This is a genomic window from Mycobacterium sp. HM-7, from assembly GCF_053852335.1.
In genome coordinates this window covers 4,453,765-4,479,531 of record NZ_CM132657.1, presented here as the reverse complement: position 1 = coordinate 4,479,531, position 25,767 = coordinate 4,453,765, and the positions used below count along the sequence as shown (strand labels likewise).

Here is a 25,767-nt window from a genome sequence, read left to right as displayed (position 1 = left end):
ATCGGTGTCGTGAACGTCGACCTCGAAGCCCTGCTCGACCGCCAGGACGGCGTTGCGACCAGCGCCCAGATTCTGCAGACGCTGTCGCGCAGGACCTTTGACGCCCACCTGAGAACAGGTGCGCTGGAACGCATTTGGCAAGGCATCTATTCGCGGAGCGAACCTGACGACTGGACTCGGCTCCGCGGGCTCGACCTCGCAGCAGGCAAACCGGTGCCCGTCTGCCTGGGCACGGCGGCGGCGCTCTACGGATTCGATACCGAGGAGCCGAAGGATTTGCATGTGCTGAACCCGGTGGGTTCACATCTGAGGCATGCAGACGGGCTGGTGATCCATCGCCGCGACGGCGCACCGATGGCAATCGCCCAGGGGCGGCCCGCTACTGCGCCGGCGTGGACGGCGATTGAAGTCGCACGTTCGCTGCGACGGCCACGGGTGTTGGCGACGCTGGACGCCGCGTTGCGTTCGGGTACCTGCGACCGGGTGGAGCTGTCGCGGGCGGTGACCAAACAGGCCGGACGTCGTGGGATCGTCGTGGTGAGGGAGTTGTTGCCTGTCGCGGATCCCCGCGCTGAGTCGCCGATGGAGAGCGAGGCACGGCTGGTGATGATCGATTTCGGCTTGCCGATGCCCGAACTGCAGTACGAGGTCGTCGATGGCCGGGGACAGCTGCGTCGACTCGATTTCGCGTGGCCGCAGTACCAGGTGGCTGCCGAGTACGACGGTTTGGATTGGCACAGCGGAGCAGACGCGATGTTGGCCGACCGGGCGCGGGCCTCGGCGCTGATGGACGTCGGCTGGACCGCGATCTCGATCGTGTTCGAGGACGTCCGCTACCGCCCGGAGGATCTCGTCGCCCGGATCAACGCGCAGTTCGGTCGCGCTCGCGCCGCGTGAGCGGCCTCGAATTGCACGCGAAACACGGTGTGTCGCTGTACAAACACGGCCGCTCGCGGGGAGGGGGTTGCGCGCACGCTCGCGGGGAGGGGTTGCGCGCACGCTCGCGGGGAGGGGGTTGCGCGCACGCTCGCGGGAAAAGCTAGGGGCCGATGTTGCGGGACGGGCGGGTGCGGAGGTGGTGGACGTAGTCGGCGGGGGCGCCGGCGATCTCGGCAGCCTCGGCCATGACGCCGAGGTACCGGGCTGAGGGCAGCCCGCCCTCCCAGGCGTCGACGACGTACATCCAGGCCAGCACGGGGTCGGTCGAGGTGTCCGACGACACCCGGTGCACCCGGCAGCGGATCTTCTTGTGGATCCCCAGCTCGGAGCCTTCCCAGCGGTCGAGGCGGTCCTCGTCCTCGCGGGTCATGTCGTAGAGCACGACGAAGACCTTCGAGAGCGGATCCTCGACCAGCGTCGCCAGCGCGCCCTCCCAGCCGATGTCGGCGCCGGCGAACGTCAGCCGCCAGCCGTGCAGCCACCCCGTGGCCGCCATCGGAGAATGAGGGGCCCGCTGAAGCATCTGCTCCGGATGCATGTTCGATCCGTAAGCGGCGTAGAGCGGCACCGGGCAAGCCTACGGCTTGTTGTCCGGCGACCAACACCCAACTCGGGGTTAGATGTAGCCGTGGTTACCCGCATCGTGATCATCGGCGGCGGTCCCGCCGGGTATGAAGCAGCCCTCGTTGCCGCCGGTTACGGCCCTGAGGCAACCGCCGTCACAGTCATCGACCGTGACGGTATCGGCGGCGCTTGTGTGCTCTGGGACTGTGTGCCGTCAAAGACCTTCATCGCGTCCACCGGCGTGCGCACCGAGCTGCGCCGCGCCGACGGGCTGGGCTTCGACATCAAGATCGAGGACGCCAAGATCTCGTTGCCGCAGATCAACAACCGGGTCAAGACGCTCGCGCGCAGCCAGTCGGTCGACATCGGCGGGCAGCTGCTGCGCGCGGGGGTCAACGTGGTGGCCGGCTGCGGCGAGCTCGTCGACAGCATCCCGGGAATGGCGCACCACCGGGTCAAGGTCACGACCCCCGACGGGCGCTCCGGCGTGCTGAAGGCCGACGTGGTGCTGATCGCCACCGGTGCCAGCCCGCGGGTGCTGCCCAACGCAGTGCCAGACGGTGAACGCATCCTGAACTGGCGTCAGCTGTACGACCTCACCGACCTGCCGGAGCACCTGGTCATCGTGGGCTCCGGCGTCACCGGCGCCGAGTTCTGCAACGCCTACACCGAACTGGGCGTCAAGGTCACGGTGGTCGCCAGCCGCGACCAGATCCTGCCCCACGAAGACTCCGATGCCGCCGCCGTGCTGGAAGAGGTGTTCTCCGAGCGCGGTGTGACGTTGGTCAAGAACGCCCGCGCCGACTCGGTGGTCCGCACCGAAACCGGCGTCAAGGTCAGCCTGGCCGACGGCCGTGTGGTGGAGGGCAGCCACGCATTGATGAGCATCGGCTCGGTGCCCAACACCTCGGGCCTGGGACTGGAGAAGGTGGGCATCGAGCTCGGTCCGGGCAACTACCTGACGGTCGACCGGGTATCGCGCACCAAAGCGTCGGGCATCTACGCCGCGGGTGACTGTACGGGCCTGCTCCCGCTGGCCTCGGTGGCCGCCATGCAGGGCCGCATCGCGATGTATCACGCACTGGGTGAAGGGGTTTCGCCGATCAAGCTGCGCACGGTCGCGGCGGCGGTGTTCACCCGCCCGGAGATCGCCGCGGTCGGCGTGCCGCAGTCCGCGATCGACGCCGGCACCGTCCCGGCGCGGACCCTGATGCTGCCGCTGAACACCAACGCACGCGCCAAGATGTCGCTGCTCGAGCACGGCTTCGTGAAGATCTTCTGCCGTCCGGCCACCGGCGTGGTGATCGGCGGTGTGGTGGTCGCGCCGATCGCGTCCGAGCTGATCCTGCCGATCGCGCTGGCGGTGCAGAACCGCATCTCGGTGACCGATCTGGCCCAGACGCTGTCGGTCTACCCGTCGCTGTCCGGCTCGATCATCGAAACGGCCCGCCGGCTCATGGCTCACGACGATCTGGACTGACGCACGAATATCGGCCGACCACGTAGGCTCGGTCAGGCAAGGCCTACCGACGAGTAACCACGAGGAGTTCCGCCGTGAGTGACCCGATTCCCGGTCCGGGCAATGGGCAGACCCTGCTGAGTCCGGTGCAGCGCGACACCGCGTGGAACCGCTTGGGCTCCGAGCAGTTCGACGTCATCGTGATCGGTGGCGGCGTCGTCGGCGCCGGTGCGGCCCTCGACGCGGCCACGCGCGGCCTGAAGGTCGCCCTGGTCGAGGCACGCGACTTTGCCTCCGGCACGTCCAGCCGCAGCAGCAAAATGTTCCACGGCGGCCTGCGCTACCTGGAGCAGCTCGAGTTCGGCCTGGTGCGCGAGGCGCTGTACGAGCGTGAACTGTCCCTGACCACCTTGGCGCCGCACCTGGTGAAGCCGCTGCCGTTCCTGTTCCCGTTGACCAAGCGGCTCTGGGAGCGCCCCTACATCGCCGCCGGCATCTTCCTGTACGACCAGCTGGGTGGCGCCAAGTCGGTGCCCGCGCAGAAGCACCTGCTCAAGGCCGGGGCGCTGCGGCTGGCTCCGGGCCTCAAGCGCAGCTCACTGATCGGCGCGATCCGCTACTACGACACCGTCGTCGACGACGCCCGGCACACCATGACCGTCGCCCGCACCGCGGCGCACTACGGCGCCGTGGTCCGCACTTCGACGCAGGTCGTGGCGCTGCTTCGCGAGGGTGACCGGGTCACCGGCGTGCGGGTCCGCGACTCCGAGACCGGTGCGGTGACCGAGGTGTGCGGCCACGTGGTGGTCAACGCCACCGGGGTGTGGACCGACGAGATTCAGGCGCTGTCGAAGCAGCGCGGCCGCTTCCGGGTCCGCGCCTCCAAGGGCGTGCACATCGTCGTCCCGCGGGACCGCATCGTCAGCGAGGTGGCGATCATCCTGCGCACCGAGAAGTCGGTGCTGTTCGTGATCCCGTGGGGCACGCACTGGATCATCGGCACCACCGACACCGACTGGAACCTGGACCTGGCGCATCCGGCGGCGACGAAGGCCGACATCGACTACATCCTCGGGCACGTCAACAAGGTGCTGGCCACCCCGCTCAACCACGACGACATCGACGGCGTCTACGCGGGCCTGCGCCCGCTGCTGGCCGGTGAGAGTGAAGAGACCTCCAAGCTGTCCCGCGAGCACGCCGTCGCGGTGCCGGCCCCGGGCCTGGTCGCCATCGCCGGCGGCAAGTACACCACCTACCGGGTCATGGGCGAGGACGCCATCGACGCGGCAAGTGAGTTCGTGCCGACGCGGGTGGCGCCGTCGATCACCGAGAAGGTGCCGCTGCTCGGCGCCGACGGCTACTTCGCGCTGATCAACCAGACCGAACACGTCGGCCAGCACTACGGGCTGCATCCGTACCGAGTGCGCCACCTGTTGGACCGCTACGGGTCGCTGATCGGCGAGGTGCTCGACATGGCCCGCGAGAATGCCGCAGTCCGGCCTGATCTTTTGGAGCCCATCACCGAGGCGCCCGTCTACCTGAAGGTCGAGGCCTGGTACGCCGCCGCGGCCGAGGGCGCCCTGCACCTCGAGGACATCCTGGCCCGCCGCATGCGGATCTCGATCGAATACCAGCATCGCGGTGTGGACTGCGCCCGCGAGGTCGCGGAAGTCATTGCGCCGGTACTGGGTTGGAGCGCCGAGGACATCGACCGTGAGGTCGCGACGTACCTGGCTCGCGTCGAAGCCGAGGTGCTGTCGCAGACACAGCCCGACGACGAATCGGCCGACGCGCTGCGAGCGGCGGCCCCCGAATCCCGCGCGGAGATCCTCGAGCCGGTGCCGCTCGATTGAGCCTGCCCGTCCGCCCCGGATACGAGGGGATCGGGCCTGCCCGGCTGCGGGTGCACGGCGGGCCGGTACTGACTGAGCTGCGGTCCCGGTTCGGCGCCGACGCGGCCGCGAAAGTGCTTGCCGGCGAGGTGCTTTGCGCTGACGGCTCGGTTGTCTCCGATATGACGGAGCTGCCGGCCGGCGCGTTCATCTACTGGTACCGGGACCTGCCCGACGAGGTCGTCGTCCCGTTCGACGTGCCGGTGCTGTACCGCGACGAGAACATCGTCGTGGTCGACAAGCCACATTTCCTGGCGACCATGCCGCGCGGCGGGCATGTGGTGCAGACGGCGCTGGTGCGACTGAGACGGTCACTGGGGTTGTGGGAACTCTCGCCGGCACATCGGCTGGACCGGCTGACGGCGGGCGTGCTGGTGTTCACCGCGCGGCGCGAAGTACGCGGCGCGTATCAGACGATGTTCGCCGCGGGCGCGGTGTCCAAGACGTATCTGGCACGGTCGTCGGCTGGGACGCTGGCCGAGCCGGTCGAAATACGCAACCGAATTGTGAAGCGGCGCGGGTCTTTACAGGCTGTCGTGGAGCCCGGCGAGGTGAATGCGGTGACGATGGTTTCGCCGTTGGGGGACGGGCTGTTCCGGCTGGCGCCGTCCACCGGCCGTACCCATCAGCTGCGGGTGCACATGAACTCGCTGGGACTACCGATCGACGGGGATCCCTTGTACCCCACGGTGCTTGACGTCGCACCCGGCGATTTCTCGACGCCGCTACAGCTGCTCGCGCACCGGCTCGCGTTCGTCGATCCTGTGACCGGGGTGGCGCGGGAGTTCGTGAGCGAGCGCCGACTGGAGCGGCACAGGCTCTCCTGACGGGTCCAAACCCCTGTGTTCTACTGCTAGTCATGGACCGCACCAGTTTTGACCGCCTGTTCGACATGACCGACCGCACCGTCATCGTGACCGGCGGGACGCGTGGTATCGGCCTCGCGATGGCCGAGGGGTTCGTGCTCGCGGGCGCCAATCTGGTGGTCGCGAGCCGCAAGCCCGACGCCTGCGAGACAGCGGCCGAGCACCTGCGCGGACTGGGAGGGAAGGCAATCGGCGTGCCCACGAACATGGGCAACCTCGACGACCTCGATCGGTTGGTGGAGGCGACCGTCGCGGAGTTCGGCGGCATCGACGTCGTGGTAAACAACGCGGCGAACGCGCTCGCCCAACCGCTGGGGGAGATGACGCCCGAAGGGTGGGCCAAGTCGTACGACTCCAACCTGCGTGGTCCGGTGTTCCTGGTGCAGAAAGCGTTGCCGCACTTGAAGACCAGCCCGGCCGCCGCAGTCCTCAACATGTCGTCGGTCGGCGCGTTCCAGTTCGCCCCGTTCGTGTCGATGTATGCCGCGGGTAAGTCGGCGCTGCTGTCGTTCACCCGGTCGATGGCCGCCGCCTACGTGGCCGACGGCATCCGGGTCAATGCCATCGCCCCCGGCCCCGTCGACACGGACATGGTGCGCAACAACCCGCAGGCGGTGATCGATGTGATGGCCGGCAACACCCTGATGAAGCGGCTGGCGAACCCCGACGAAATGGTGGGTACGGCGCTGCTGTTGTGTTCGGGCGCAGGCAGTTACATCACCGGGCAGGTCGTCATCGTCGACGGCGGCGGGACGCCGCGGTAGGGCCGCAGCCTGTCAGTACGTATGCAGGGGACCGTGCGATTTCCCGTACATCACCCTGAGTGCGCAGTCGCGTACGAGCCCTTTGTCGAGGAGCTTGATGCCGGTGTTCGGAATGGCAGGAATGCCGGCGAGCTTGTGGCCGTAGCGGCCCATGCGGTACTCCCTGCCCCAGGCCGACTCCAGGCGCTGGGTGTAGTTGGTGAAGTCGTTTGGGCCGCCGTTCTGCAGCGCCGCGATCACGCTTTCGCCGGCGACCAATCCGGATTCGAGTGCCTTCGAGATGCCCGCACCCGAAACAGGTTTGGCGGCACCGAGTGCGTCGCCGGTGAAGACCACGCCCGGACGCCACGGCGGCCAGGCGGTGAAACCCATCGGCAGTCGCCACGCCCGCACGCTCTTGCTCTTCTTCAGGTCCGCAATCGGCGGCAGGTGCCACTCGCGCGGCAGGGAGCGCAGGAAATCGTCGAGCAAGTGCGTGGCGTTGATGGCCTGCCAGTTCCGGTAGCAGTTGACGTAGCCCACGCCGATGTTGAACCTGTTGTTGCCCATCGGGAACACCCAGCCGTAGCCGGGCAGCTGATCGCCCTGGAACTGCAGTTTGAGGTAGATGTCGAGCGAATCGTTGTCCGGCCGGTCGGCGTGCATCTCCGCGCGAATCGCGATGGCCGCGTAGCCGTTGTACCGCGAATCGATGTGCAGTGCCCGCTTGACGGGTGAGTACGCGCCATCGGCGGCGATCACCGCATCTGCCGCGATCTTCTCCCCGGTCTTGAGGACCACGCCGACCACCCGACCGTCGGCGTCGAGGTCCGGTCCGGCCACTTCGGCACCTTCGCGAACTTCGGCCCCGGCCTTCTCGGCATGCCGGAGCAAGACCGCGTCCAAGTGGGTACGGCTGACGGTGTGTCCGTGGTCGGGCATGCCGGGGCGCCTCGGGAAGGACATCTCCCACCGACTCGGGCTGAACACCGTGACCCGGTTGACCCGGTGGAAGGTGGAGACTTCGTCGGCCAGGCCCATCTTCTGCAGGTAACTGACGGCGCGGGCGGTCAATCCGTCACCGCACGGTTTGTCCCGGGGGAACTCCGCCTTGTCCACGATCAGCACCTTGGCGCCCACGTGCGCCGCGTGCCAGGCCGCGGCGGAGCCCGACGGTCCGCCACCGGCGACGACGATGTCATAGCGTGGTGTCACCGTGTCCGCCCATGTCCGCCCATCTGTCCCGAATCGGGTCCAGTTCACCAGTTTTCACGCGAAGCCGCCAGCTGACGCGCTCCGGGCAGCGGCTATTTACTGATGGGGGTCATCGACTTTCAGCTTGTCCCCGGTGTTCGAGACGAAGACGACGAGTAGCTTGGCGCGTTCCGTCGCACTGGTGTTCTCGGTGAGCACATGGTGGGCGCCCGGTTGCTCCACCCAGTTCTGGCCCTGGTGATACTCGGTGACGGGTGAGTCGTCGACCTGGCTGCGCACGGCTCCTTCGAGGACGTAGGCGTAGATGAATGCGTTGCCGTGCCGGTGTGGCGCCGCGTGTGCGCCGGGCGGGAACTCGACGACCGCAGAGGTGAACGTCTTACCCGGGACGTTGGGCAGCGCCTGCTCGATCAGTGGGCTCAGCGTTTCGGCGGGCGGCTCCGCGGTGGCGTGCTTCGTCTGCGACGTGCACCCTGTGGTCCCGGTGAACGTGGCCGCCACCAAAAGTGCCATGGCGCAGTATTTTCCGATCACGCGACGGCACCTTCGGTGATTTGGACGATGGTTTTCCCGCGGGCGCGCCGGCCCGGAGCGAATGCCGCTATGGCTTCGGCAAGGGGCCGGACGATGCCGATGACGGGTTTGAGACGCCCATCGCGCAACCGGGCGGCGAGCTCGATCAGCTGGGAGCGGTCGGGTTCGACGACGAAGAAAACCGCGCGGCCGTTCCGGGGCAATACCTGAGCCGGCTCGGCGATGGTGACGAGGGTGCCGCCTTCGCGCACGAGAGACGCTGAGCGGGCGAGGATGTCGCCTCCGATGACGTCGAACACGACGTCGACTGCGCCGGCGGCTTCCAGCTCTTCGGTCTCGAGGTCGAGAAATGAATCGGCGCCGAGAGCGAGTACCTGGTCACGGTCGGCCGTGCGGCCCGTGCCGATGACGAATGCACCCACTTCGCGGGCGAGCTGAACCGCGATCGACCCGACGCCGCCTGCGGCGCCGTGGATCAGGACCGTCTGGCCTGCGGTGAGATGTCCGTGTGTGTACAGGCCCTGCCAGGCCGTCAGTCCGGAGATCGGCAATGCGGCGGCGACGACGTGGTCGATGCCGGCCGGCAGGGGCGCGAGGTTGCGGGCCTCGACGGCGGTGTATTCCGCGAGTGTCCCGTTGCGCGCCCAGTCGGTCAGCCCGAACACGCGCTGTCCCACAGTCAGACCGGTTGTGCCGTAGCCCAATTCGGCGACCACGCCGGAAAATTCGTGGCCGGGCACGCTCGGGGTGCGGTCGCGACCGGCGCGGTCGGTCCAGGTGCTGGGCCAATCGAGCTCGCCGGGGGTGAAGCCGGAGGCATGAACGCGGACGACGACATCGTTCTCGGCGGCGTGCGGGTAGGGCAGGTCCATCATGGACATGCCTTTGACACCCGCATCGGGGTCGCTGACGGTCATGGCTTGCATGGCGATTCCTCCTTGGTCTACCTCCATCAGAGCAAGCGCAACCCATCAAGTCCAATGACCAGATTTGATGTGTTCGATCAGTGTCATTGATAGTTTGGCGGAATGGAACTCCGCCAGCTCGAACACTTCCTCGCGGTGGCCGGCGAGATGAACTTCTCGCGCGCGGCACAGCAGGCGCACGTCGTTCAGTCCGCGCTGTCCATGTCGATCGGAAAGCTCGAGAAGGAACTCGGCGTCGAGTTGTTCGACCGCTCCAAGCAGCAAATCAAGATCACGCCGGCCGGCGAGCTGTTTCGTGAGCATGCCCGCAAGGTCATTCAGAGTGCGCGGCTGGCGAAGGATTCACTCAGCGAATACCGCGGTGAGCTGTCCGGTACGGTCGACCTCGGGTCGCTCATCTCGTTCGGCACCTTGGACGTGCCGAAGGTGCTGGGGGAGTTCCACCGGACCTATCCGTTTGTCCAGATTCGCCTGAGGCAAAGCCAAACCGGATCGGCCGCTTACCTTTCTGCAATCGCGGAAGGCTCACTCGATCTCGCATTCGTGTCCGCACCCGATCGATTCCCGCCGCGGATTCAGATGCAGTTGATGTGCCAGGAACCGATGGTTTTCGTGTGCCGTGCCGACCACAGGCTTGCGCGGCATCGCCAGGTGGACATCAAACAGCTCTGCGACGAGGACCTCATCGGCTTTCCGCCCGAGTTCGGTCTCAGGCGCCTCGTCGAGGCAGCCTTCTCTGCGGCTCGTGTCACCGCGCGCACACCGCACGAAGTGGCGCTCGAGTACGCGATCGCCGCCAGGCTGGTTCGGCATGGTCTCGGCACCATCATCATGCCGGGCAGCGAAGCCGCGAGCTTTCCGGACTTGCGCGCCATAGAGATTCGGCCCGCGATCGTGTGGCAGGTCTATCTGGCATCGGCCGAGCGGTCGCACATCGGACCGGCCAGCGCGAAATTGGCCGAGATGTTCCTGGCCGACGTCCAGCTCGGCGCGCAGTAATTCTGCGGTGCGGGGTTACCGTGGAGGCGTGGCATCGATCTTCGGCGACTCCCACCTGAAAAACGTCCGCCTCGTCACCCCTCAGACCACCAAGGGATGTCAGGACTGCATTGCAGCCGGTACCCGCTGGGTTCATCTGCGGCTGTGCCTGACGTGCGGCCATGTCGGTTGTTGCGACTCGTCGCCGATGCGTCACGCGAGTGCCCATGCGCAGACCCCGGGCCACGAGATCGTGCAGTCGTTCGAGCCGGGCGAGAACTGGCGGTGGTGCTACGTGCACGAGAAGTACGTCTGAGCTCTCGCGCGGATTTCGATGTCCTAATTTGTGGGATGCCTGGCGGATCGCGCCCTGTGGGTGCAGCCGATTCTCGGACAAAATGGAATGTATCCAATTTAGTTCGAGGAAAGCTGGCAACCATGACCGAAGTCATTGCAGGAGTGACGATTCCGGATACCGAGTTGGTCCGCGAGGCCACCTCCATCGTCCGGAAGGCGACCGACGACACGTTGTTCAACCATTCCCGCCGGGTGTTTCTGTGGGGGTCGTTGAAGGCCGCGGCGCGAGGACTCGAGGTCGATCCGGAACTCGCCTACGTCGGCGGCATGTTCCACGATCTGGGGCTGACGACAGAGTACGGCACCAACCATCAGCGGTTCGAGATCGACGGAGCCGACTTGGCTCGAAAACTGTTGCTGGACTTCGGCCGTAGCGAGCAGGAGGCAATGAACGTGTGGCTGGCGATCGCCCTGCACACCACGCCGGAGGTCCCGCATCACCTGGCGCCCGAAGTCGCTGTGGTGATTCTGGGTGTCGAAACCGATGTCATCGGCCTGGGTCTCGACGAAATCTCCGTCGCACAGCGTGCCGAGGTGGTCGCCGCCCATCCGCGTCCCGAATTCAAGAACCGGATCCTGCGGGCGTTCAACGACGGCATGGTCAATCGTCCGGACACGACGTTCGGGACCATGAACGACGATGTGCTGGCGCACTTCGATCCGTCGTTCAGGCGGACGAATCTCGTTGACCTCATTCAGGACAACGCCTGGCCGGAGTGAATGGTCACCCGGCCCGGCGTCGTCCCTGGATCAGGCCTGCTTGACGGCTTCGATGTCGAGGGTGATCGTCACCTTGTCGCCGACGACGGCGCCGCCGGTCTCCATCGGCAGGTCGAGGTCGACGCCGAAATCCTTGCGGTTGATGACAACTGAGGCTTCGTAACCGGAAACTTCGCCCTGACCCATCCCGGGGCTCACGCCGTTGAATTCCAGGCTCAGGGTGACCGGACGGGTGTTGCCCTTGATGGTCAGGTTGCCGTCGAGGAGGTACGACGCGCCGTTGGGTCGGACGGCGGTCGAGGTGAAGGTCGCCACCGGGTGGCTCTCGGCGTCGAAGAAGTCAGCTGACTTGATGTGGCCGTCGCGCTGCTCGTTGCCGGTGTTGAGGGAGGTCACGTCGATCTCGGCGGTGACCGACGGGGTGCCGTCCGCGGCGACGGTGATGGCGCCACTGAAGTTCTCGAACTTGCCACGGACCTTGCTGACCATCAGGTGGCGTACCGAGAACTCGACGGTGGAGTGGGCGGTGTCGATCGCCCAGGTGCCGACGCTGATGGGAGTGGTTGCGGTGGTCATGTACCCGTCCTTGGTTGGTGTGAGCGCCGGCTGGTCCGGACCCTGAATTGGCCAACCGGACCGTAGTCCGGATTATTCCGCACCGTGGGTCGCGCTCCTTAATGAAAATCATTATCATTAGCGGCATGCCTTCGACGACCGCTGATCTGATCCCCGTGACCGTGCTTTCAGGCTTCCTGGGAGCCGGGAAGACCACCCTGCTCAATCACATCCTCGCCAACCGCGACGGCCGCCGCGTGGCGGTGATCGTCAACGACATGAGTGAGGTGAACATCGATGCGGCCCTGATCGCGGGTCAGGGTCACCTCGACCGGACCGAAGAGAAGCTGGTCGAGCTCACCAATGGGTGCATCTGCTGCACCCTGCGTGAAGACCTCATCACCGCGGTCGCGGAGCTGGCGCGGCAGAACCGATTCGACCAGATCGTGATCGAATCGACCGGCATCTCCGAGCCGATGCCCGTGGCGGCCACCTTCAGTTGGGAGTTCGAGGACGGCTTCGTCCTGTCCGAGCTCGCCCGACTCGACACGATGGTCACCGTCATCGATGCGTGCACCTTCTTGCCCGAGTTGGCGCGCGGAGAGGCGCTCACCGATCGCAACCTGGCAGTGGCCGACGGCGACGGGCGCAACATCGCCGACCTGCTGGTCGATCAGGTGGAGTTCGCCGACGTGATCCTGATCAACAAGACCGACTTGGTCAGCGCCAAAACGGTTGCGACGGTCGAGGCGGTCGCTCGACGCCTCAACCCCAAGGCGCGGATCGACCGCACCGAGCGCGGAATCGTCCCGCTGGCAACCGTTTTGGACACCGGGTTGTTCGATCCGGAACTGGCCGCGGATGCGCCCGGGTGGGATGAGGAGATCGCCAACGGGCATGTTCCCGAGACCGACGAGTACGGCATCAGCAGCATGACGTTCCGCGCGGATCGTCCGTTCCACCCCGGGCGTCTCGCCGAGGCCCTCGACCAGGTGCGAGGCCTGTTGCGTAGCAAGGGTTTCTGCTGGATCGCCACCCGGCCGAACATCGCCGCCATCTGGTCGCAGGCCGGGCCCAACCTCACCATCGAACCCGCTCAGTACTGGACGAGCACCGACATCGAGCCGGGTCAGGAGATCGTCTTCATCGGTATCCGCCTCGAAACAAGTTCGGTACGAGCACTTCTCGACTCAGCGCTCCTCACCGACGACGAAATGGCGGCCGGCACGAGTGCTTGGCTGCGTTACGCGGATCCTCTGCCGGCGTGGACGGCGGCGCACAGTCACGTGTGAGTGGTGGCTACCGGCCGGGCGCGAGATCGCCCAGCAGGTAGCGCTGGAGCGTCACGCCGAGGTCGGCGGCGAGCTGTTCGTTCGAGCGGTTGGCCAGCGGTTCGAGGCCGATGACGTAACGCGCCAAGGCGAAGCCGTTGACCTGTGACATGACCAGGGCGGCGCGGTAGTCGGCGTCCGCGGAGCCCAGGCCTTCGGCGATGGGCGCGATGATCTTGCGGGCCAGGAAGTCCCGGACCAGCTTCGCGGCCTCGGGTTCGGCCGTGGCTGCGCGCACCATGCCGATCATGGGGCGGCGCCGGACCTCGTCGTCGAGAACGTCGAGGATGAACGTCGCCAACCGGAGGCCTGCTCCGTCTTTGTCGCCGTCGAGTACCCGTTCGATGATCACGGCGGGTTCGACGGGAAGCTCGACAACCGCGAGGAAGAGGTCCCGCTTCTTGCCGTAGAAGTGGCTGACCAGGGCGGGGTCGACGCCGGCTTGCAATGCGATCTGGCGCAGGGAGGCCCGCTCGTATCCGAGTTCCGCGAACAGCTTTCGCGCGGATTCCTCGATCGCCTCGCGGGTGCCGTTGGGTCCCGGGCGGCGGCCACCGCGGGAGGGGCGCTGGGTCATTCGACTCCCAAGTTCACAGAATTCTTTACGTGTTGAATTATAGCCTCACCGGGTTTACTGTCATACCGTCAACCTTCTTGATTAGCCACGCTAGGGAGACGTTCCGTGCAGCCGACGGATGCCGGAGCGAAAGGGCAACGGATGCAGCGCTTCTCGGTCAGACGCCAGCTGAGTCGCCACTGGATGTATGGCGTGGCGGTGGTGGTGATCGTGGTGGCCGGCTTCACCGTGCTTCGCCTGCACGGCATCTTCGCCTCCCGTGACGTCACGTCGACCCCGAGCGGTGCGGTGAACGACATCGTCCCGTTCAACCCCAAGCATGTGGTGATCGAGGTCTTCGGTCCGTCGGGCACCGTCGCCACCATCACCTATCTGGACGTCAACGCCCAGCCGCAGCGCGCCGACGCCGTCAGGTTGCCGTGGTCCTACGACACGACCACCACGCAGCCGGCGGTGTTCGTCAACGTCCAGGCCCAGGGCGACAGCGACTCGATCGGCTGCCGCATCACGATTGACGATGCCGTCAAGGACGAGAGAACGGTGAACACCGTGCACGCCTTCACCTACTGTCTGGACAAATCGGGATGAGCGCCAACCGCGTTCCGGACTTCATCAGGCGATACTCGGTGCTCATCGCCTTTTTCTGGCTGGCTCTGGCCGTCGTCACGAATGTCTTTGTGCCGCAGTTGGAGACGGTGGCCGAATCACACAACGTGTCGCTGAGCCCCACCGACGCGCCATCGCTGCAGGCGGCGAAACAGATCGGCCAGGTGTTTCACGAGTTCGATTCCGACAGTTCGGCCATGATCGTCCTGGAGGGCGACCGGCCGTTGGGCGCGGCCGCGCACCACTACTACGACGGCCTGATCGACAAGCTCACCGCCGACACCAAACACGTCCAGCACGTGCAGAATTTCTGGGGCGACCCGCTGACCGCGGCCGGTTCGCAGAGCGCCGACGGCAAGGCCGCGCTGGTGCAGGTGTACCTCGCCGGCAACCAGGGTGAGTCGCTGGCCAATGAGTCCGTCGACTCGGTCCGCCGGATCATCGAGAACACCCCGCCGCCAGCGGGTTTGAAGGTGTATCTCACCGGCGCCGCGCCGCTGATCACCGACCAGTTCGAGGTGGGCCGCCACGGCACGCTGAAAACCACGCTGATCACCATCGGCGTGATCATGGTGATGCTGTTCTCGCTCTACCGCCGTTTCACCACCGTCATCATGGTGATCTTCACGGTGATGATGGAGTTGACGGCGTCGCGCGGCGTTGTTGCGTCGCTCGCCAACGCCGGCATCATCGAACTGTCGACGTACTCGACAAACCTCTTGACGCTCTTGGTCATTGCCGCCGGCACGGATTATGCGATCTTCATCCTCGGCCGCTTCCATGAAGCCAGATATGCCGGACAGGACCGGGTGACGGCGTACCACACGATGTATCACGGCACCTCGCACATCATCCTGGGATCGGGCCTGACCATCGCCGGTGCGGTCTTCTGCCTGACGTTCACCCGGCTGCCGTACTTCCAGAGTCTCGGAATTCCGGCCGGCACAGGTGTTCTCGTCGCGGTGGTCGCCGCGTTGACGCTCGCGCCCGCGCTGCTGTGCATCGGCAGGCACTTCGGTCTCTTCGAGCCGGCGCGGCAGCTCCAGACGCAGGGCTGGCGACGCATCGGCACCGCCATTGTGCGGTGGCCAGGTCCCATCCTGGTGGTGACCGTCGCGGTGGCCCTCATCGGCCTGATCGCGCTGCCCGGGTACCAGACGAGCTACGACACCCGCCCGTACATGCCTGCCAACGCCCCGGCCAATATCGGCTACGCCGCCGCGGAACGGCACTTCTCGCAGGCCCGGCTCAATCCCGAACTGCTGATGATCCAAGCCGACCACGACCTGCGCAATTCCACCGACATGATCCTGCTGGAACGTGTCGCGAAGGCGGTCTTCCACACCGACGGCATCGCGCAGGTGCAGTCGATCACCCGGCCGCTGGGCACGCCGCTCGACCACTCATCGATCCCGTTCCTGATCAGCGCCGGGAACTCCGGGCAGATCAACAACCTGCCATTCCAGCAGGCGCGTAGCGCTGACCTGCTCAAGCAGGTTGCGGTGATCAACAAGTCGATCGATATTCTGCGCCAACAGTATTCGCTGCAACAGCAATCCGGTGCCCTCACCCACGAGCAGGCCAGGGCATTTCAGGACACCGTCGCCACCGCCAAGGACCTGCGCGACAAGATCGCCAACTTCGACGACTTCTTCCGGCCGCTGCGCAACTACTTCTACTGGGAGCCGCATTGTTACGACATCCCGGTGTGCGCCGCGCTGCGGTCGATTTTCGACGCGCTCGACGGCATCGATGACCTGACCGATCAACTGGGAGACGTGGCCGGCAGTATCGGGAAACTCGATGCGCTGCAACCGAAGCTGCTCGCCTTGATTCCGCCGCAGATCGCGAGTCAGGAGACCAACCGCGATCTGACGATGACGAACTACGCCACCAACTCGGGTCTCAACGATCAGGCGGCCGCGTCGTTGCAGAACGCCACCGCACTGGGGCAGGCCTACGACGCGTCGAAAACCGACGACTCGTTCTATCTGCCGCCAGAAGCGTTCACGAACCCCGAGTTCCAGCGCGGTATGAAGTTGTTCATGTCGCCGGACGGCAAGGCCGCCCGCATGATCATCACGCATGACGGCGATCCCGCTACGCCGGAGGGTATTTCGCACATCGCCGCCATCCGGCACGCCGCGCAACAGGCCGTCAAAGGCACCCCGCTGGGCGGCTCGAAGATCTACCTCGCCGGCACCGCGGCCACCTACAAGGACATTCAGGAGGGCGCCAAGTACGACCTGATGATCGCCGGTATCGCAGCGCTGAGCCTGATCCTGCTGGTGATGATGTTCATCACCCGGAGCATCGTCGCCGCCTTGGTCATCGTCGGCACGGTGGCACTGTCGCTGGGCGCCTCGTTCGGGCTGTCCGTGCTGATCTGGCAGGACATCTTCGGCATCGACCTGTACTGGATCGTGTTGGCGTTGGCCGTCATCCTGCTGCTGGCGGTGGGGTCGGACTACAACCTGCTGCTCATCTCGCGGTTCAAGGAAGAGATCCACGCCGGCATCAACACGGGCATCATCCGCGCGATGGCCGGCTCCGGCGCGGTCGTGACCTCGGCCGGACTGGTGTTCGCCGCGACCATGGCGTCCTTCGTGTTCGCGGATCTACGCGTTCTCGGTCAGATCGGCACGACCATTGCACTCGGGCTGCTGTTCGACACGTTGATCGTGCGGTCGTTCATGACGCCGGCCATCGCCGTGCTGCTCGGGCGGTGGTTCTGGTGGCCGCTGAAGGTCCGGCCGCGACCGGCCAGCCAGATGCTGCAGCCCTACGGATCGCGGCAGTCGGTGCGGCAGTTGCTGCTGTGGGAGGACGGCGATCCGGCGGTCAGTGGATCGGGTGCAGGCTCGCGAAGTCACGGAGAAAAGGCATGACCGGTATCGAACTGTGGGGCGGCCTGACCGTCCTTGCCGGGCTGATGGCACTGACCTTTCTCGCGTGTGTCTTCGTGTACGTGCGGGGGCTGGAGCGGCGCCCACCCGCGGTATTGGGCGAACAGGTGGGTGCCCACAAAGCGGTGCTGACCAAAGTGCGTGAGGGCCAACCGATGTCGCAGGACGAGATCGACTATGCGAACGAACTGGTGTCGGACGCCGGCTCGCCGCTCGCCTACGCGATACCGGCAGTCCTTTTCACCATGGGCTTCTTCTACGTCGTAGGGTGTCTCTACGAGCTGCAGGTGCACGGCGGCCATCCGTCGTTTCGCACCTTCGTCGGGGGCATCCCGATGCTGACCTCGCTGAACATCTTCGGTCAGTTGCACCGGGTGGCACGACTGAAGAAGCGCGTGCCCACGAGTCCGTCGCTGGTGGCCTGACCCGGACCGCCGCGGCTACCGGTTGCCGAACGCCTTTGATGCCAAATCGATCTGGGCCGAGGCGGCGAGAATCTGGCTGCGGTTCTCGACGTGCAGCGCGGCCTGCAGACTGGGGGCCTCGAGGTTGGCCCACAGCACCTGCTTGGTCGACTCGACGCCGAATTTGCCATAGCTGCAAAGGGTCTCGGCGATCGCAAGGGCATCGGCGACGACGTCGTTCTCCGACAATCGGGAGACCAGACCCAGGCGCAGTGCTTCGTCGGCCTCCACTGTTCGGGCGGTGAGGATCAGGTCGAAAGCCTGCCCGGCGCCGACGATCCGGGGGAGCGTGTAGCTCACCCCGATGTCGCAGCCGCCGATGCCCAACTTGATGAACTGCGTGCAGAACCGGGCGTTGGGTCCGGCGATCCGGATATCGGCGGCCAGCGCGATGGCGAACCCGCCGCCGTACGCGGGACCGTTGACGGCGGCGATCACCGGCTGTCGCAGGTTTTGGATGCGGGTGGTCAGTTCGGCGATACGCTCTTGCCAGCGCATGCCCGACCGCGGAAATTCCAGGCCACCACCGGCTTCCGGCGGGTTGGGATCGGAAAGGTCCAGGCCTGAACAGAATCCGCGGCCGGCGCCGGTGAGCACGACGACGCGGCACTCGTTGTTCCGGTGGATGTCCTCAAGGGTGCTGTGCAGGGCTTCGACCAGTTCGAGATTCAGCGCATTGAGTTTCTCCGGCCGGTCCAGGGTGAGGACGGCGATATCGGGGCGGGGATACGCGAGCGACAGCGGCGGCATACGACTGACGTTAACCGCACCGTCTGCTAGGAGAGCTGCCTGGTCGGCAGCGGCGCGCCACGGGGGATCAGCCTGGTGCCGGGCTTGGGGTGCTGTCCCGACTGCGAGTCGGCGGGCGGCCAAATGCAGAAGCCGTGGTGGTAGTCGCTCGAACTCCACGATCCGCCGGTGTTGAGGCAGCAGTCGTGTGTGGCGATGTCGGCGTCCTCCTGGGTGGGCGGATCGTGGGGAGCATGGCTGATCATCTCCTTGTAGCAGGCCAGGAACCCACCCTCGCCCTGGTTGTTGTCGACGGCGCCGGCCGTCGCCGCGGTGCCGAGCCCGAGCGTCGCGATCATGAGCGCGACTGCTGCCAACGACAGCTTCCGGGCGTGGGTGTTGTTGTTGTGGGTCATGGCTGCCTCCAGGTGTGATGCCAGGCCCCATGGCCTGCGTTCACCTGGTAGGAGCGGACAGCCTCGACAATTCCCACACTTTCTTCTTCCTCCGAAAAAAAGTGTGGGAATCCCGGCGTCCTGGCGCTCCTAGTACATGAACGCGGCCGACAGGGCCGGGTACGTCCCGAAGGAGACCATCATGGCCGGCACCACATCACCCCGTCACCGCATCCTCGCTGCGGCCGCCAAGTTCGTCATCGCATCCGGCGTCGTTGCCGCCGGTGCCACGGCGCTGTCGCCTTTCGCTCAGGCCGACGCGCAGTTCGACGCCTTCAAGGAGTCGTGCCTCACCAACCCGGGCGCCTATGCCGCGGGCGCGGTCCGCGGCTCGTACCGGTTGGAGGTCGTCCCCGGTAAGGAGATGGACCAGATCTGCTCGCTGTACGGCGCGGCGGGTTTTCATCCCAACGGCAACTGGCTGGGGGACTACACGCGGCAGACCTTCATCCAGAACCCCATCGGCGCGCCGCATCCGCTGGCGGTGATCCACTGAACTTGTCGAGATCGAAGACGGCCCGCCATCCCCGAGGTGACGGGCCGAATTCGTTTGTGCGACAGTGCTATCCGAGCGGTCCCGACGGTTGGAGGCAGGCCGGCGGGACACAGTTGTTCGAGCCGCCTTCCTGGCGTGGTGGGAGGTGTCCGGGGGCCGGTGCTCGTCCGGTCGACGCCGTCGGCGGTGTCGATGGCGGTTTGGGCGGCTTGGGCGGGCCGGGGTCGACGATCGGTCCGGATTTCGGCGGCGTGACGGGGCCCTCGTCACCACCCGAGGGCGTGACAGGACCACGCGGCGTGCTCGGGGGTTGCACCGGCGGGACCGGCCGGGAGCGGTGCGGAGGTGCCACCGGCGGATCGGGATTGCCCGGCAGAATGATCGGCGCCTGGCTGACCGGCGGCGCCACGGGTCCGGTCGAATCAGTTGGTAGTGCGGTCCGTTCGGTGTTGCCCGACGGCTCCGTCGGGCTGGGCGGAGCAGGTTTGAAAAGCGGTGTCCGGCCAGCGGTATTCGGTGCCGACGACGGTGCCGATGACGGTGCCGAAGACGACGGGCGACCGGTCACGCTCGTGTGATCGACGTTGAAGACCTGCGGCGTACTCACGTAGAGAGCACCGCCGGCCGCCACGAGTGCGGCGACCCCCGTCACCGCCAGGGCGTGGCGTCTGAGATAGCCGGGCCGTGAATCTCTTTGCGCATCGGGCAGATCCGAGACGTCCACGTCGTGCGGTGGCCACCACGAGCCGTCTGCAGCGGGCGATCCACCCGAGCCGGCGCCCGTAAGGACGTCGCCCGCAGGTGCCAGCGTCGCCTGGCGCAGCCACTCGGGCGCCGGGATGAGCAGCGGTGCACTGCCCAGCAAGGCGGTGGGAGTGACCAGCTTGGCGCGCTGCTCTTCGCACACCGGGCAGGAATCTATGTGTCGCGCGGCGCGTTTGCGCATCAATACCGTGAACTGGCCATCCCACTTGTCGAGGATCGTGGCCAGTTCGGGGCACCGCTGCGGGTCGGCGCGGACCTGCCTACATACCAACAGTGCGCCCAGGGATCGGCCGATGGTCTCCCGCAACCGTTCGACCAACGTGTTGGCATTTTTCGCTGAAACTCCCAACGCTTCAGCAAGTTCGGGGCCACTCAATCCTTGGCGGTAGGACAACTCGAGTACCAACTGATCGCGATCGGTGAGCCCGCCGCAGGCGTCGCCGATCAGTTTCGCGAGCTCGCTGCGTGCCGCGAGGGTCGCCAAATCCGGTTCCCCGCTGACGATTTCGGGCAGCTCGTCGCTGGGCTGTTCGCGGCGACGGGCCCGGATCCGGGCGAGCGCCTCGTTGCGGGCGACGGCATACAGCCAGGAACGCAGACGATCGGGCTCGCGGAGTTGATCGAGACGGCTGGCGGCCGTGACGAAGACGTCCTGGACGCAGTCCGCAGCGGCATCGCGGTCTCGCAGCATGCCGATGCAGAAGTCGTACAAGCGGCTGGCATAGCGGTCATAGATGGCGGCGAAGGCCGCCCGGTCACCAGCCGCGGCAGCAACTGCCAGCGCGGCGTCGTCGTCGTCGTCGGCTGCTGCCGACCTCGCGTGGGCACTGGTCACGGCGGACTCCCGGCAAAGTCAAGAAATTCATCATGGCTGTCTCACCAGTCAGGAGCAACCAGCTGCCCTGAATCCCACACTTTTTGTGCGCCGAATCAGGCGCTGTGCCACCCAGCCACGCCGACGGCGATCATGCGCAGCTGCTTGCGCGCGGTCCGTTTGACGTCGTCCAGTGCCTTCGCGTCGTTGGCGTCGTCGATGGATTCCGCGGTGGTCATCATCGTGTTGACGAACAGTCCGGCCACGATGTTCAGGTCCTCGGCGCTCCAGGTGGTGAGCCCGGGCAGCCGACCCAGGTCGATCGCGAGCTCCGAGGTGATCAATCGGATTTCGGTGCGGATCGCGTAACGCAGCGCGGTGACGCCGCTGTTGCGTTCGCGGCTGATGAAGCGCCAGTGTTCGGGGCGTTCGGCGACGCTGCTGAACAGGATGTCGACCGAGGACTCGATGATGCGCTTGGGATCGAGTTGGCCGGCGCGGCCACCGCGGAGCATCTCCCGCAGGGCCCGGAACGACTCGTCGATCAGCACGAGGCCGAGGGCGTCCATGGATTCGAAGTGCCGGTAGAAGGCGGCCGGCACGATGCCGGCCTCGCGGGTGACCTCACGCAGGCTGAGCGCGCTGAAACTGTCCTCGTCGAGCAGCTTGAGGGCGGCCGCGATGATCGCGCGGCGGGTGGCTTCCTTGCGCTCTTCGCGCGAGAGGTTGTCCTGGACGCGGGAGCTTGATGAGCGGCTGGACCTCCGGTCGCGTGAACCAGGGGTACGACTGTTCACCGACCAAAGTTTACACAGCGTGCCGCAACCGCAGATCGATACAGATGTGTATGACATGTGGGTACGGATGTTCACTGTGTGATCCCAGCAACAACCTGGGATTTAAGTCTTGACGCGAACGGTTGAAGTCGTTCACTGTGTACACATGTTCACCGAAACTTTGAGCCGCCGAGTTCGGCGCTCCGCCCTGGTTGGCATCCTCACCGGCCCGCATGGCGTGGACCGGTACACCGAGGTTTTCGACCGCACCTGGACTGTCAACGATGCCCGCGCCAAGGTGGTCGCGGTCCGCCGGCAGACGCCGCGCAGCGTCACCCTGACCCTGCAGCCCAATGCCGCCTGGCAGGGCTTCAAAGCTGGCCAGCACATCAACCTGACCGTCGAGATCGACGGCCGTCGGCGCACCCGGTGCTACTCGCCGGCCAACTCCGAGGGCAGCCCGGTCATCGAGCTGACCGTCGGTCTGCACGACGGCGGCCTGGTCTCCACTCATCTGTTCGAGCACGCCGAGCCGGGCATGGTCGTTCACCTCGACTCCGTCGGCGGCGACTTCACTCTTCCGGGCGGCCCGCCCGACTCGCGCCCCCGCCGCATCCTGCTGGTCTCCGGCGGCAGCGGCATCACCCCGGTGCTGTCGATGCTGCGCACGCTGCGGGAGGAGAACTTCGACGGCGAGGTCGCGTTCCTCCACTACGCCCGCAACCCCGAAGAGGCGGCGTACGCCACCGAGTTGGCGGCGACTCCCGGCGTGAAGGTGCTGCACAGCTACACCCGGTCCAACCGCGGTGACCTCAGCGGCCACTTCGGTCCGGATCACCTGGCCGCCGCGATGCCCAACCCCGACGCGGTGTTCGTCTGCGGCCCGCCGGCACTGGTCGACTCGGTCAAGGACCTGCTGCCGGGTGCGCAGTCCGAGAGCTTCGTGCCGCCGGTCATCGCTGTCCCGACCGATGCCTCCGGCGGCAACGTCGCATTCACCGGGAGCAAGGTCGACGTCGTGGACGACGGCCGCTCGATCCTGGAGCAGGCCGAGGCCGCCGGTCTGAACCCGACCAGCGGCTGCCGCATGGGCATCTGCCACACCTGCACCCGCAAGAAGATCAGTGGCCCGGTGAAGAACCTGATCACCGGCGCCGTCTCGACCGCGCCCGACGAAAACATCGAAATCTGCGTGACCGCCCCGTGCGGTGACGTCCAGATCGACCTCTAGTCCACCCCACCAGCCCACACACCCAAAGGAGACGAACCATGGCTCAACGTCCCGCCCCCATGACCCCCGAGCAGTTCGACGAGTTCGGCCGCGCGCTCGACGCCATCCGCGAACGCCACCTGGCCGACCTCGGTGATCGCGACTCCGACTACATCCGCAACATCATCGCCATGCAGCGCAAGCTCGAGGTCGGTGGCCGCGCCCTGCTGTTCCTGCCGCCGGCCTGGCCCATCGGCACCGTGATGCTCGGGCTGTCGAAGATCCTCGACAACATGGAGATCGGCCACAACGTCATGCACGGCCAGTACGACTGGATGGGTGACCCGGCGCTGCGTGGCCAGAATTTCGAATGGGATTCGGCCTGCCCGTCCAACCAGTGGCGGCACTCGCACAACTACATGCACCACACGTACACCAACATCGTCGACATGGACCGTGACATCGGCTACGGCATCCTGCGGATGAGTGAGGACCAGAAGTGGAGCCCGTACTTCCTGGGCAACCCGGTCTACGCCTTCCTGCTGATGGTGTTCTTCCAGTACGGCGTCGCGCTGCACGAGCTGGAGGCCGAGCGTATCCGCACCGGTGAAATCCGCCTGCGTGACAAGAAGGACATGCTGCGTGAGATGTGGGCCAAGGTCCGCAAGCAGACCGTCAAGGACTACGTGGCGTTCCCGCTGCTGGCCGGGCCGTTCCTGCCGTTCGTGTTCGCCGGCAACATGACCGCCAACCTGATGCGCAACGTGTGGTCCTACACCATCATCTTCTGCGGTCACTTCCCCGAGGGCACCCACGAGTTCACCGTCGAGGAGACCAAGAGCGAGACGCGCGGGCAGTGGTACTACCGCCAGCTCCTGGGTTCGGCGAACCTGACCGGCGGCAAGTGGTTCCACATCTTCAGCGGCAACCTGTCGTTCCAGATCGAGCACCACCTGTTCCCCGACATCCCGGCGCACCGCTACGCGGAAATCTCGCCGGAGGTCAAGGCGCTGTGCGAGAAATACGACCTGCCCTACAACAGCGGGCCGATCCACAAGCAATTCTTCTCGGTGGTCAAGAAGATCTGCCGCCTGGCCCTGCCGGACTCATGGCTGACAAAGCGGGCACCAGAAGGTGATCCGGTCCGTGAGGTTGTCGAGGTCGCCGACGACGTCGAGGTTCTCGTGCCGGTGTCGGCCGGCTGATTCGATCAGCGTCCCGCACCTACGACACGCCTGCCCGGCCCGGCCGTACACCCAGAGTTGACGGCCGGGCCGGGTATCGCCCGTTGTGGTCCGGCTCCATCTGTTTCTGTTCAGCCACAACATGTCCCGGGCCCGCTGCGCCAGCCGCAGCGGGTCTTTCACTGTGCCGGCCGGCGCCGTCGGGCGTCGGCCGACGATGAAGCACAGCTCATTGGCGTAGACGTTGCCGACGCCCGCGAGGTTGCGTTGGTCGAGTAGCGCTTCGTGCAACGGCCTGTCGGGGTCCCGGGTGAGATTCTGGGCTGCTCGGTGCGGATCCCAATCCGGGCCGAGGAGATCCGGGCCGAGGTGCTTGACGGGTTCCTCGTCGTGGTCCCGGTGGAGGACTTCCAGGGTGCCCAGTTCGGAGCCCACCGCTTGAACGTCGCCCGCTTCCAGGATGATTCTGGTCTTGTGGTCAGGTCGGCGGGGCCTGGTGTTGACCTGCCACTTGCCCTCCATCTTGAGGTGCGAGTGGATGCTGGCCTCGGCCGTGCGGATGAACAGGTGCTTGCCGCGGCTGATGACCTCGTCGACCGTCTGGCCGGTGAGGTCGACGGTGGCGAACTTCGGAACGCGAATATCGCAGCGCGTCAGCGTCTTTCCCTGCAGCGCCTCGCGGAGGACGGCTGCGGTGTGCCAGACGGTATCGCCTTCGGGCATCAGCGGATGTGGGCGTGGGCCCGGGTCAGCGCGCGTTCGGCGTCATGTGCGATCTTCTGGACCAAGGGAGCGGCCAGCTCCAGCTCGTCGATCAGGTCGAGGGCCTCGCCGGCCCAAATCGGCACGTATTCCATGTCCAGCTCGGCTGTGCGGTCGCGGAACTCCTTTTGGGCCTTGGGATCCGCGTCGAGTTCGGCGTCCCGGTCCTGCCACTCGTCGGTGAAGACGCTGCGCAAGGTGCGCGCCGGATACTCCGCCGGCCAACGCGTCTCGACGGGTCGGGCGGCGATGTCGATGGCGCGGCCGCTGGTGGTGTCCGCCGCCTTCGCCCTGAGCATGACCTTCGATTCGGCGGCGCTGAGCAGGGACTCGTGGGTGGCCTCGAATCGAGTGCCGATCATGGCGCCCGCGGCGCCGAGCGTCAGTGCGGCGGCCAGGCCGCGGCCGTCACCGATCCCGCCGGCCGCCAGCACCGGGATGCCGTGCGCGAGGTCGACGACCGCGGGGACGAATGGCAACGTCGAGCGGCCGCCGTGGTGGCCCCCGGCTTCCCGGCCCTGGGCGACCAGCACCTGCACTCCCGCGTCGAGTGCCTGCTTGGCTTCGTCGAGGCTGTGGACCTGGGACAGCAGCGGGATGCCGGCATCGTGGATGGCTTTGGCGAACGGGGCCGGGTCGCCGAACGACAAGATGATGGCGGCGGGCTGCTGCGCGATGACCCAGTCGATGATGTCCTGATTCACCGCCCAGGTGAGTAGGCCCACGCCCCAGGGCTTTTCGGTGCTCTGCCTGGCCAGTTGGCATTCGGTGGCGAGCATCGTGAGATCACCGCGGCCGCCGCCGATCAAGCCGAGTCCGCCGCCCTCGGACACCGCGGCCGCCAGCCGGCCACCGGATACATCGCCCATCGGGGCCAGGACGATCGGATGGTCGATGCCGAACAGATCCGTCAGCGGGGTGTGCAGGGCCATGGTTTCACTCTA

At 66.3% G+C, this 25,767-nt stretch carries 26 protein-coding genes and 1 pseudogene; 15 read left to right on the top strand and 12 right to left on the bottom strand.

Features of this window, described 5'->3' with window-relative positions; translation table 11 throughout:
• The first annotated feature begins 9 nt into the window (after positions 1-9).
• Positions 10-897, top strand: a complete 888-nt coding sequence (locus ACWW1C_RS21550; protein WP_455980164.1) for a hypothetical protein — start codon at positions 10-12, stop codon at positions 895-897.
• 142 nt (positions 898-1,039) lie between these two features.
• Here ACWW1C_RS21550 and ACWW1C_RS21545 read toward each other — a convergent pair whose 3' ends face one another.
• On the bottom strand, positions 1,040-1,507 hold the full coding sequence (locus ACWW1C_RS21545; RefSeq protein ID WP_455980163.1) for a gamma-glutamylcyclotransferase: 468 nt from the start codon (positions 1,505-1,507) through the stop codon (positions 1,040-1,042).
• Positions 1,508-1,567: 60 nt separating this feature from the next.
• Between ACWW1C_RS21545 and ACWW1C_RS21540 the strand changes: the two are divergent.
• The 4 genes and pseudogenes from ACWW1C_RS21540 (at position 1,568) to ACWW1C_RS21525 (ending at position 6,484) form a co-directional block, all read left to right on the top strand.
• Positions 1,568-3,065: pseudogene (locus ACWW1C_RS21540) on the top strand (NAD(P)H-quinone dehydrogenase).
• Complete coding sequence (locus ACWW1C_RS21535) at positions 3,058-4,815, top strand: glycerol-3-phosphate dehydrogenase/oxidase (protein WP_455980162.1); 1,758 nt, start codon at positions 3,058-3,060, stop codon at positions 4,813-4,815. The pseudogene ACWW1C_RS21540 and the gene ACWW1C_RS21535 overlap by 8 nt, the downstream one beginning before the upstream one ends.
• Before the next feature lie 2 nt (positions 4,816-4,817).
• Positions 4,818-5,681: a pseudouridine synthase gene (locus ACWW1C_RS21530; protein ID WP_455984385.1), complete on the top strand. Its 864-nt coding sequence runs from the start codon at positions 4,818-4,820 to the stop codon at positions 5,679-5,681.
• Positions 5,682-5,713: 32 nt separating this feature from the next.
• A complete protein-coding gene (locus ACWW1C_RS21525) occupies positions 5,714-6,484 on the top strand; it encodes an SDR family NAD(P)-dependent oxidoreductase (RefSeq protein ID WP_455980161.1) in 771 nt (256 codons plus the stop codon).
• A 12-nt stretch (positions 6,485-6,496) separates the two neighbouring features.
• Here ACWW1C_RS21525 and ACWW1C_RS21520 read toward each other — a convergent pair whose 3' ends face one another.
• The 3 genes from ACWW1C_RS21520 to ACWW1C_RS21510 form a co-directional block, all read right to left on the bottom strand.
• A complete protein-coding gene (locus ACWW1C_RS21520; RefSeq protein WP_455980160.1) occupies positions 6,497-7,678 on the bottom strand; it encodes a geranylgeranyl reductase family protein in 1,182 nt (393 codons plus the stop codon).
• A 96-nt stretch (positions 7,679-7,774) separates the two neighbouring features.
• Positions 7,775-8,212, bottom strand: a complete 438-nt coding sequence (locus ACWW1C_RS21515; RefSeq protein ID WP_455980159.1) for a cupin domain-containing protein — start codon at positions 8,210-8,212, stop codon at positions 7,775-7,777.
• On the bottom strand, positions 8,209-9,138 hold the full coding sequence (locus tag ACWW1C_RS21510) for an NADP-dependent oxidoreductase (RefSeq protein ID WP_455980158.1): 930 nt from the start codon (positions 9,136-9,138) through the stop codon (positions 8,209-8,211). The genes ACWW1C_RS21515 and ACWW1C_RS21510 overlap by 4 nt, the downstream gene beginning before the upstream one ends.
• A 102-nt stretch (positions 9,139-9,240) precedes the next feature.
• Here ACWW1C_RS21510 and ACWW1C_RS21505 point away from each other — a divergent pair, with 102 nt between their 5' ends.
• The 3 genes from ACWW1C_RS21505 to ACWW1C_RS21495 all read left to right on the top strand — a co-directional run bounded on the left by ACWW1C_RS21505 (position 9,241) and on the right by ACWW1C_RS21495 (position 11,193).
• Positions 9,241-10,137, top strand: a complete 897-nt coding sequence (locus ACWW1C_RS21505) for a LysR substrate-binding domain-containing protein (RefSeq protein ID WP_455980157.1) — start codon at positions 9,241-9,243, stop codon at positions 10,135-10,137.
• Positions 10,138-10,165: 28 nt separating this feature from the next.
• Positions 10,166-10,432, top strand: a complete 267-nt coding sequence (locus ACWW1C_RS21500) for a UBP-type zinc finger domain-containing protein (RefSeq protein WP_043397744.1) — start codon at positions 10,166-10,168, stop codon at positions 10,430-10,432.
• A gap of 122 nt (positions 10,433-10,554) precedes the next feature.
• Entirely contained in the window at positions 10,555-11,193 is a 639-nt protein-coding gene (locus ACWW1C_RS21495; protein ID WP_455980156.1) for an HD domain-containing protein, read from the top strand.
• A 30-nt stretch (positions 11,194-11,223) separates the two neighbouring features.
• Here the strand turns inward: ACWW1C_RS21495 and ACWW1C_RS21490 are convergent, their stop codons facing one another.
• Positions 11,224-11,769, bottom strand: a complete 546-nt coding sequence (locus tag ACWW1C_RS21490) for a YceI family protein (RefSeq protein ID WP_455980155.1) — start codon at positions 11,767-11,769, stop codon at positions 11,224-11,226.
• A 125-nt stretch (positions 11,770-11,894) separates the two neighbouring features.
• On the opposite strand from ACWW1C_RS21490, the gene ACWW1C_RS21485 reads away from it, so the two are divergent.
• Positions 11,895-13,040 (top strand): GTP-binding protein, encoded by a 1,146-nt coding sequence (locus ACWW1C_RS21485; RefSeq protein WP_455980154.1) that lies wholly within the window; start codon positions 11,895-11,897, stop codon positions 13,038-13,040.
• A 7-nt stretch (positions 13,041-13,047) separates the two neighbouring features.
• Here the strand turns inward: ACWW1C_RS21485 and ACWW1C_RS21480 are convergent, their stop codons facing one another.
• Positions 13,048-13,656 (bottom strand): TetR/AcrR family transcriptional regulator, encoded by a 609-nt coding sequence (locus ACWW1C_RS21480; protein WP_455980153.1) that lies wholly within the window; start codon positions 13,654-13,656, stop codon positions 13,048-13,050.
• Between the two features lie 141 nt (positions 13,657-13,797).
• Here ACWW1C_RS21480 and ACWW1C_RS21475 point away from each other — a divergent pair, with 141 nt between their 5' ends.
• From ACWW1C_RS21475 to ACWW1C_RS21465, 3 genes are read left to right on the top strand one after another with little or no spacing between them, the layout of a single operon-like run.
• Entirely contained in the window at positions 13,798-14,244 is a 447-nt protein-coding gene (locus ACWW1C_RS21475) for an MmpS family transport accessory protein (RefSeq protein WP_455984384.1), read from the top strand.
• Positions 14,241-17,150 carry an MMPL/RND family transporter gene (locus ACWW1C_RS21470; RefSeq protein WP_455980152.1) on the top strand — a complete coding sequence of 970 codons (2,910 nt, stop codon included), beginning with the start codon at positions 14,241-14,243 and terminating at the stop codon, positions 17,148-17,150. The genes ACWW1C_RS21475 and ACWW1C_RS21470 overlap by 4 nt, the downstream gene beginning before the upstream one ends.
• Complete coding sequence (locus ACWW1C_RS21465) at positions 17,147-17,593, top strand: hypothetical protein (protein WP_455980151.1); 447 nt, start codon at positions 17,147-17,149, stop codon at positions 17,591-17,593. The genes ACWW1C_RS21470 and ACWW1C_RS21465 overlap by 4 nt, the downstream gene beginning before the upstream one ends.
• Positions 17,594-17,608: 15 nt before the next feature.
• Here the strand turns inward: ACWW1C_RS21465 and ACWW1C_RS21460 are convergent, their stop codons facing one another.
• Both ACWW1C_RS21460 and ACWW1C_RS21455 read right to left on the bottom strand, forming a co-directional pair.
• Complete coding sequence (locus ACWW1C_RS21460; protein WP_455980150.1) at positions 17,609-18,382, bottom strand: enoyl-CoA hydratase/isomerase family protein; 774 nt, start codon at positions 18,380-18,382, stop codon at positions 17,609-17,611.
• A gap of 26 nt (positions 18,383-18,408) precedes the next feature.
• Entirely contained in the window at positions 18,409-18,777 is a 369-nt protein-coding gene (locus ACWW1C_RS21455; RefSeq protein WP_455980149.1) for a hypothetical protein, read from the bottom strand.
• A 181-nt stretch (positions 18,778-18,958) separates the two neighbouring features.
• Here ACWW1C_RS21455 and ACWW1C_RS21450 point away from each other — a divergent pair, with 181 nt between their 5' ends.
• Positions 18,959-19,312 carry a hypothetical protein gene (locus tag ACWW1C_RS21450; RefSeq protein ID WP_455980148.1) on the top strand — a complete coding sequence of 118 codons (354 nt, stop codon included), beginning with the start codon at positions 18,959-18,961 and terminating at the stop codon, positions 19,310-19,312.
• Positions 19,313-19,379: 67 nt separating this feature from the next.
• On the opposite strand, the gene ACWW1C_RS21445 is transcribed toward ACWW1C_RS21450, so the two are convergent.
• Entirely contained in the window at positions 19,380-20,912 is a 1,533-nt protein-coding gene (locus tag ACWW1C_RS21445; protein ID WP_455980147.1) for a sigma-70 family RNA polymerase sigma factor, read from the bottom strand.
• 95 nt (positions 20,913-21,007) lie between these two features.
• Positions 21,008-21,688 carry a TetR family transcriptional regulator gene (locus tag ACWW1C_RS21440; protein WP_455980146.1) on the bottom strand — a complete coding sequence of 227 codons (681 nt, stop codon included), beginning with the start codon at positions 21,686-21,688 and terminating at the stop codon, positions 21,008-21,010.
• Positions 21,689-21,833: 145 nt separating this feature from the next.
• Between ACWW1C_RS21440 and ACWW1C_RS21435 the strand changes: the two genes are divergently transcribed.
• Together ACWW1C_RS21435 and ACWW1C_RS21430 are read left to right on the top strand one after the other, a co-directional pair.
• Positions 21,834-22,898 (top strand): ferredoxin reductase, encoded by a 1,065-nt coding sequence (locus ACWW1C_RS21435; protein ID WP_455980145.1) that lies wholly within the window; start codon positions 21,834-21,836, stop codon positions 22,896-22,898.
• A gap of 38 nt (positions 22,899-22,936) precedes the next feature.
• On the top strand, positions 22,937-24,082 hold the full coding sequence (locus tag ACWW1C_RS21430; protein WP_455980144.1) for a fatty acid desaturase family protein: 1,146 nt from the start codon (positions 22,937-22,939) through the stop codon (positions 24,080-24,082).
• Here ACWW1C_RS21430 and nei2 read toward each other — a convergent pair.
• Together nei2 and ACWW1C_RS21420 are read right to left on the bottom strand one after the other, a co-directional pair.
• Positions 23,984-24,784, bottom strand: coding sequence for an endonuclease VIII Nei2 (gene nei2, locus ACWW1C_RS21425; RefSeq protein WP_455980143.1), 801 nt, complete (start codon positions 24,782-24,784; stop codon positions 23,984-23,986). The genes ACWW1C_RS21430 and nei2 overlap by 99 nt on opposite strands.
• Positions 24,784-25,755: an NAD(P)H-dependent flavin oxidoreductase gene (locus tag ACWW1C_RS21420; RefSeq protein WP_455980142.1), complete on the bottom strand. Its 972-nt coding sequence runs from the start codon at positions 25,753-25,755 to the stop codon at positions 24,784-24,786. The genes nei2 and ACWW1C_RS21420 overlap by 1 nt, the downstream gene beginning before the upstream one ends.
• Between the last annotated feature and the right edge of the window lie 12 nt (positions 25,756-25,767).

Excerpts from the sequence above, each read along its gene's own strand:
- nei2 (WP_455980143.1), bottom strand. The coding sequence starts at position 24,784 with ATGCCCGAAGGCGATACCGTCTGGCACACCGCAGCCGTCCTCCGCGAG.
- ACWW1C_RS21525 (WP_455980161.1), top strand. The coding sequence starts at position 5,714 with ATGGACCGCACCAGTTTTGACCGCCTGTTCGACATGACCGACCGCACC.
- ACWW1C_RS21465 (WP_455980151.1), top strand. The coding sequence starts at position 17,147 with ATGACCGGTATCGAACTGTGGGGCGGCCTGACCGTCCTTGCCGGGCTG.
- ACWW1C_RS21505 (WP_455980157.1), top strand. The coding sequence starts at position 9,241 with ATGGAACTCCGCCAGCTCGAACACTTCCTCGCGGTGGCCGGCGAGATG.
- ACWW1C_RS21420 (WP_455980142.1), bottom strand. The coding sequence starts at position 25,755 with ATGGCCCTGCACACCCCGCTGACGGATCTGTTCGGCATCGACCATCCG.
- ACWW1C_RS21495 (WP_455980156.1), top strand. The coding sequence starts at position 10,555 with ATGACCGAAGTCATTGCAGGAGTGACGATTCCGGATACCGAGTTGGTC.
- ACWW1C_RS21430 (WP_455980144.1), top strand. The coding sequence starts at position 22,937 with ATGGCTCAACGTCCCGCCCCCATGACCCCCGAGCAGTTCGACGAGTTC.
- ACWW1C_RS21480 (WP_455980153.1), bottom strand. The coding sequence starts at position 13,656 with ATGACCCAGCGCCCCTCCCGCGGTGGCCGCCGCCCGGGACCCAACGGC.
- ACWW1C_RS21475 (WP_455984384.1), top strand. The coding sequence starts at position 13,798 with ATGCAGCGCTTCTCGGTCAGACGCCAGCTGAGTCGCCACTGGATGTAT.
- ACWW1C_RS21435 (WP_455980145.1), top strand. The coding sequence starts at position 21,834 with ATGTTCACCGAAACTTTGAGCCGCCGAGTTCGGCGCTCCGCCCTGGTT.
- ACWW1C_RS21460 (WP_455980150.1), bottom strand. The coding sequence starts at position 18,382 with ATGCCGCCGCTGTCGCTCGCGTATCCCCGCCCCGATATCGCCGTCCTC.
- ACWW1C_RS21485 (WP_455980154.1), top strand. The coding sequence starts at position 11,895 with ATGCCTTCGACGACCGCTGATCTGATCCCCGTGACCGTGCTTTCAGGC.
- ACWW1C_RS21450 (WP_455980148.1), top strand. The coding sequence starts at position 18,959 with ATGGCCGGCACCACATCACCCCGTCACCGCATCCTCGCTGCGGCCGCC.
- ACWW1C_RS21455 (WP_455980149.1), bottom strand. The coding sequence starts at position 18,777 with ATGACCCACAACAACAACACCCACGCCCGGAAGCTGTCGTTGGCAGCA.
- ACWW1C_RS21510 (WP_455980158.1), bottom strand. The coding sequence starts at position 9,138 with ATGCAAGCCATGACCGTCAGCGACCCCGATGCGGGTGTCAAAGGCATG.
- ACWW1C_RS21470 (WP_455980152.1), top strand. The coding sequence starts at position 14,241 with ATGAGCGCCAACCGCGTTCCGGACTTCATCAGGCGATACTCGGTGCTC.
- ACWW1C_RS21490 (WP_455980155.1), bottom strand. The coding sequence starts at position 11,769 with ATGACCACCGCAACCACTCCCATCAGCGTCGGCACCTGGGCGATCGAC.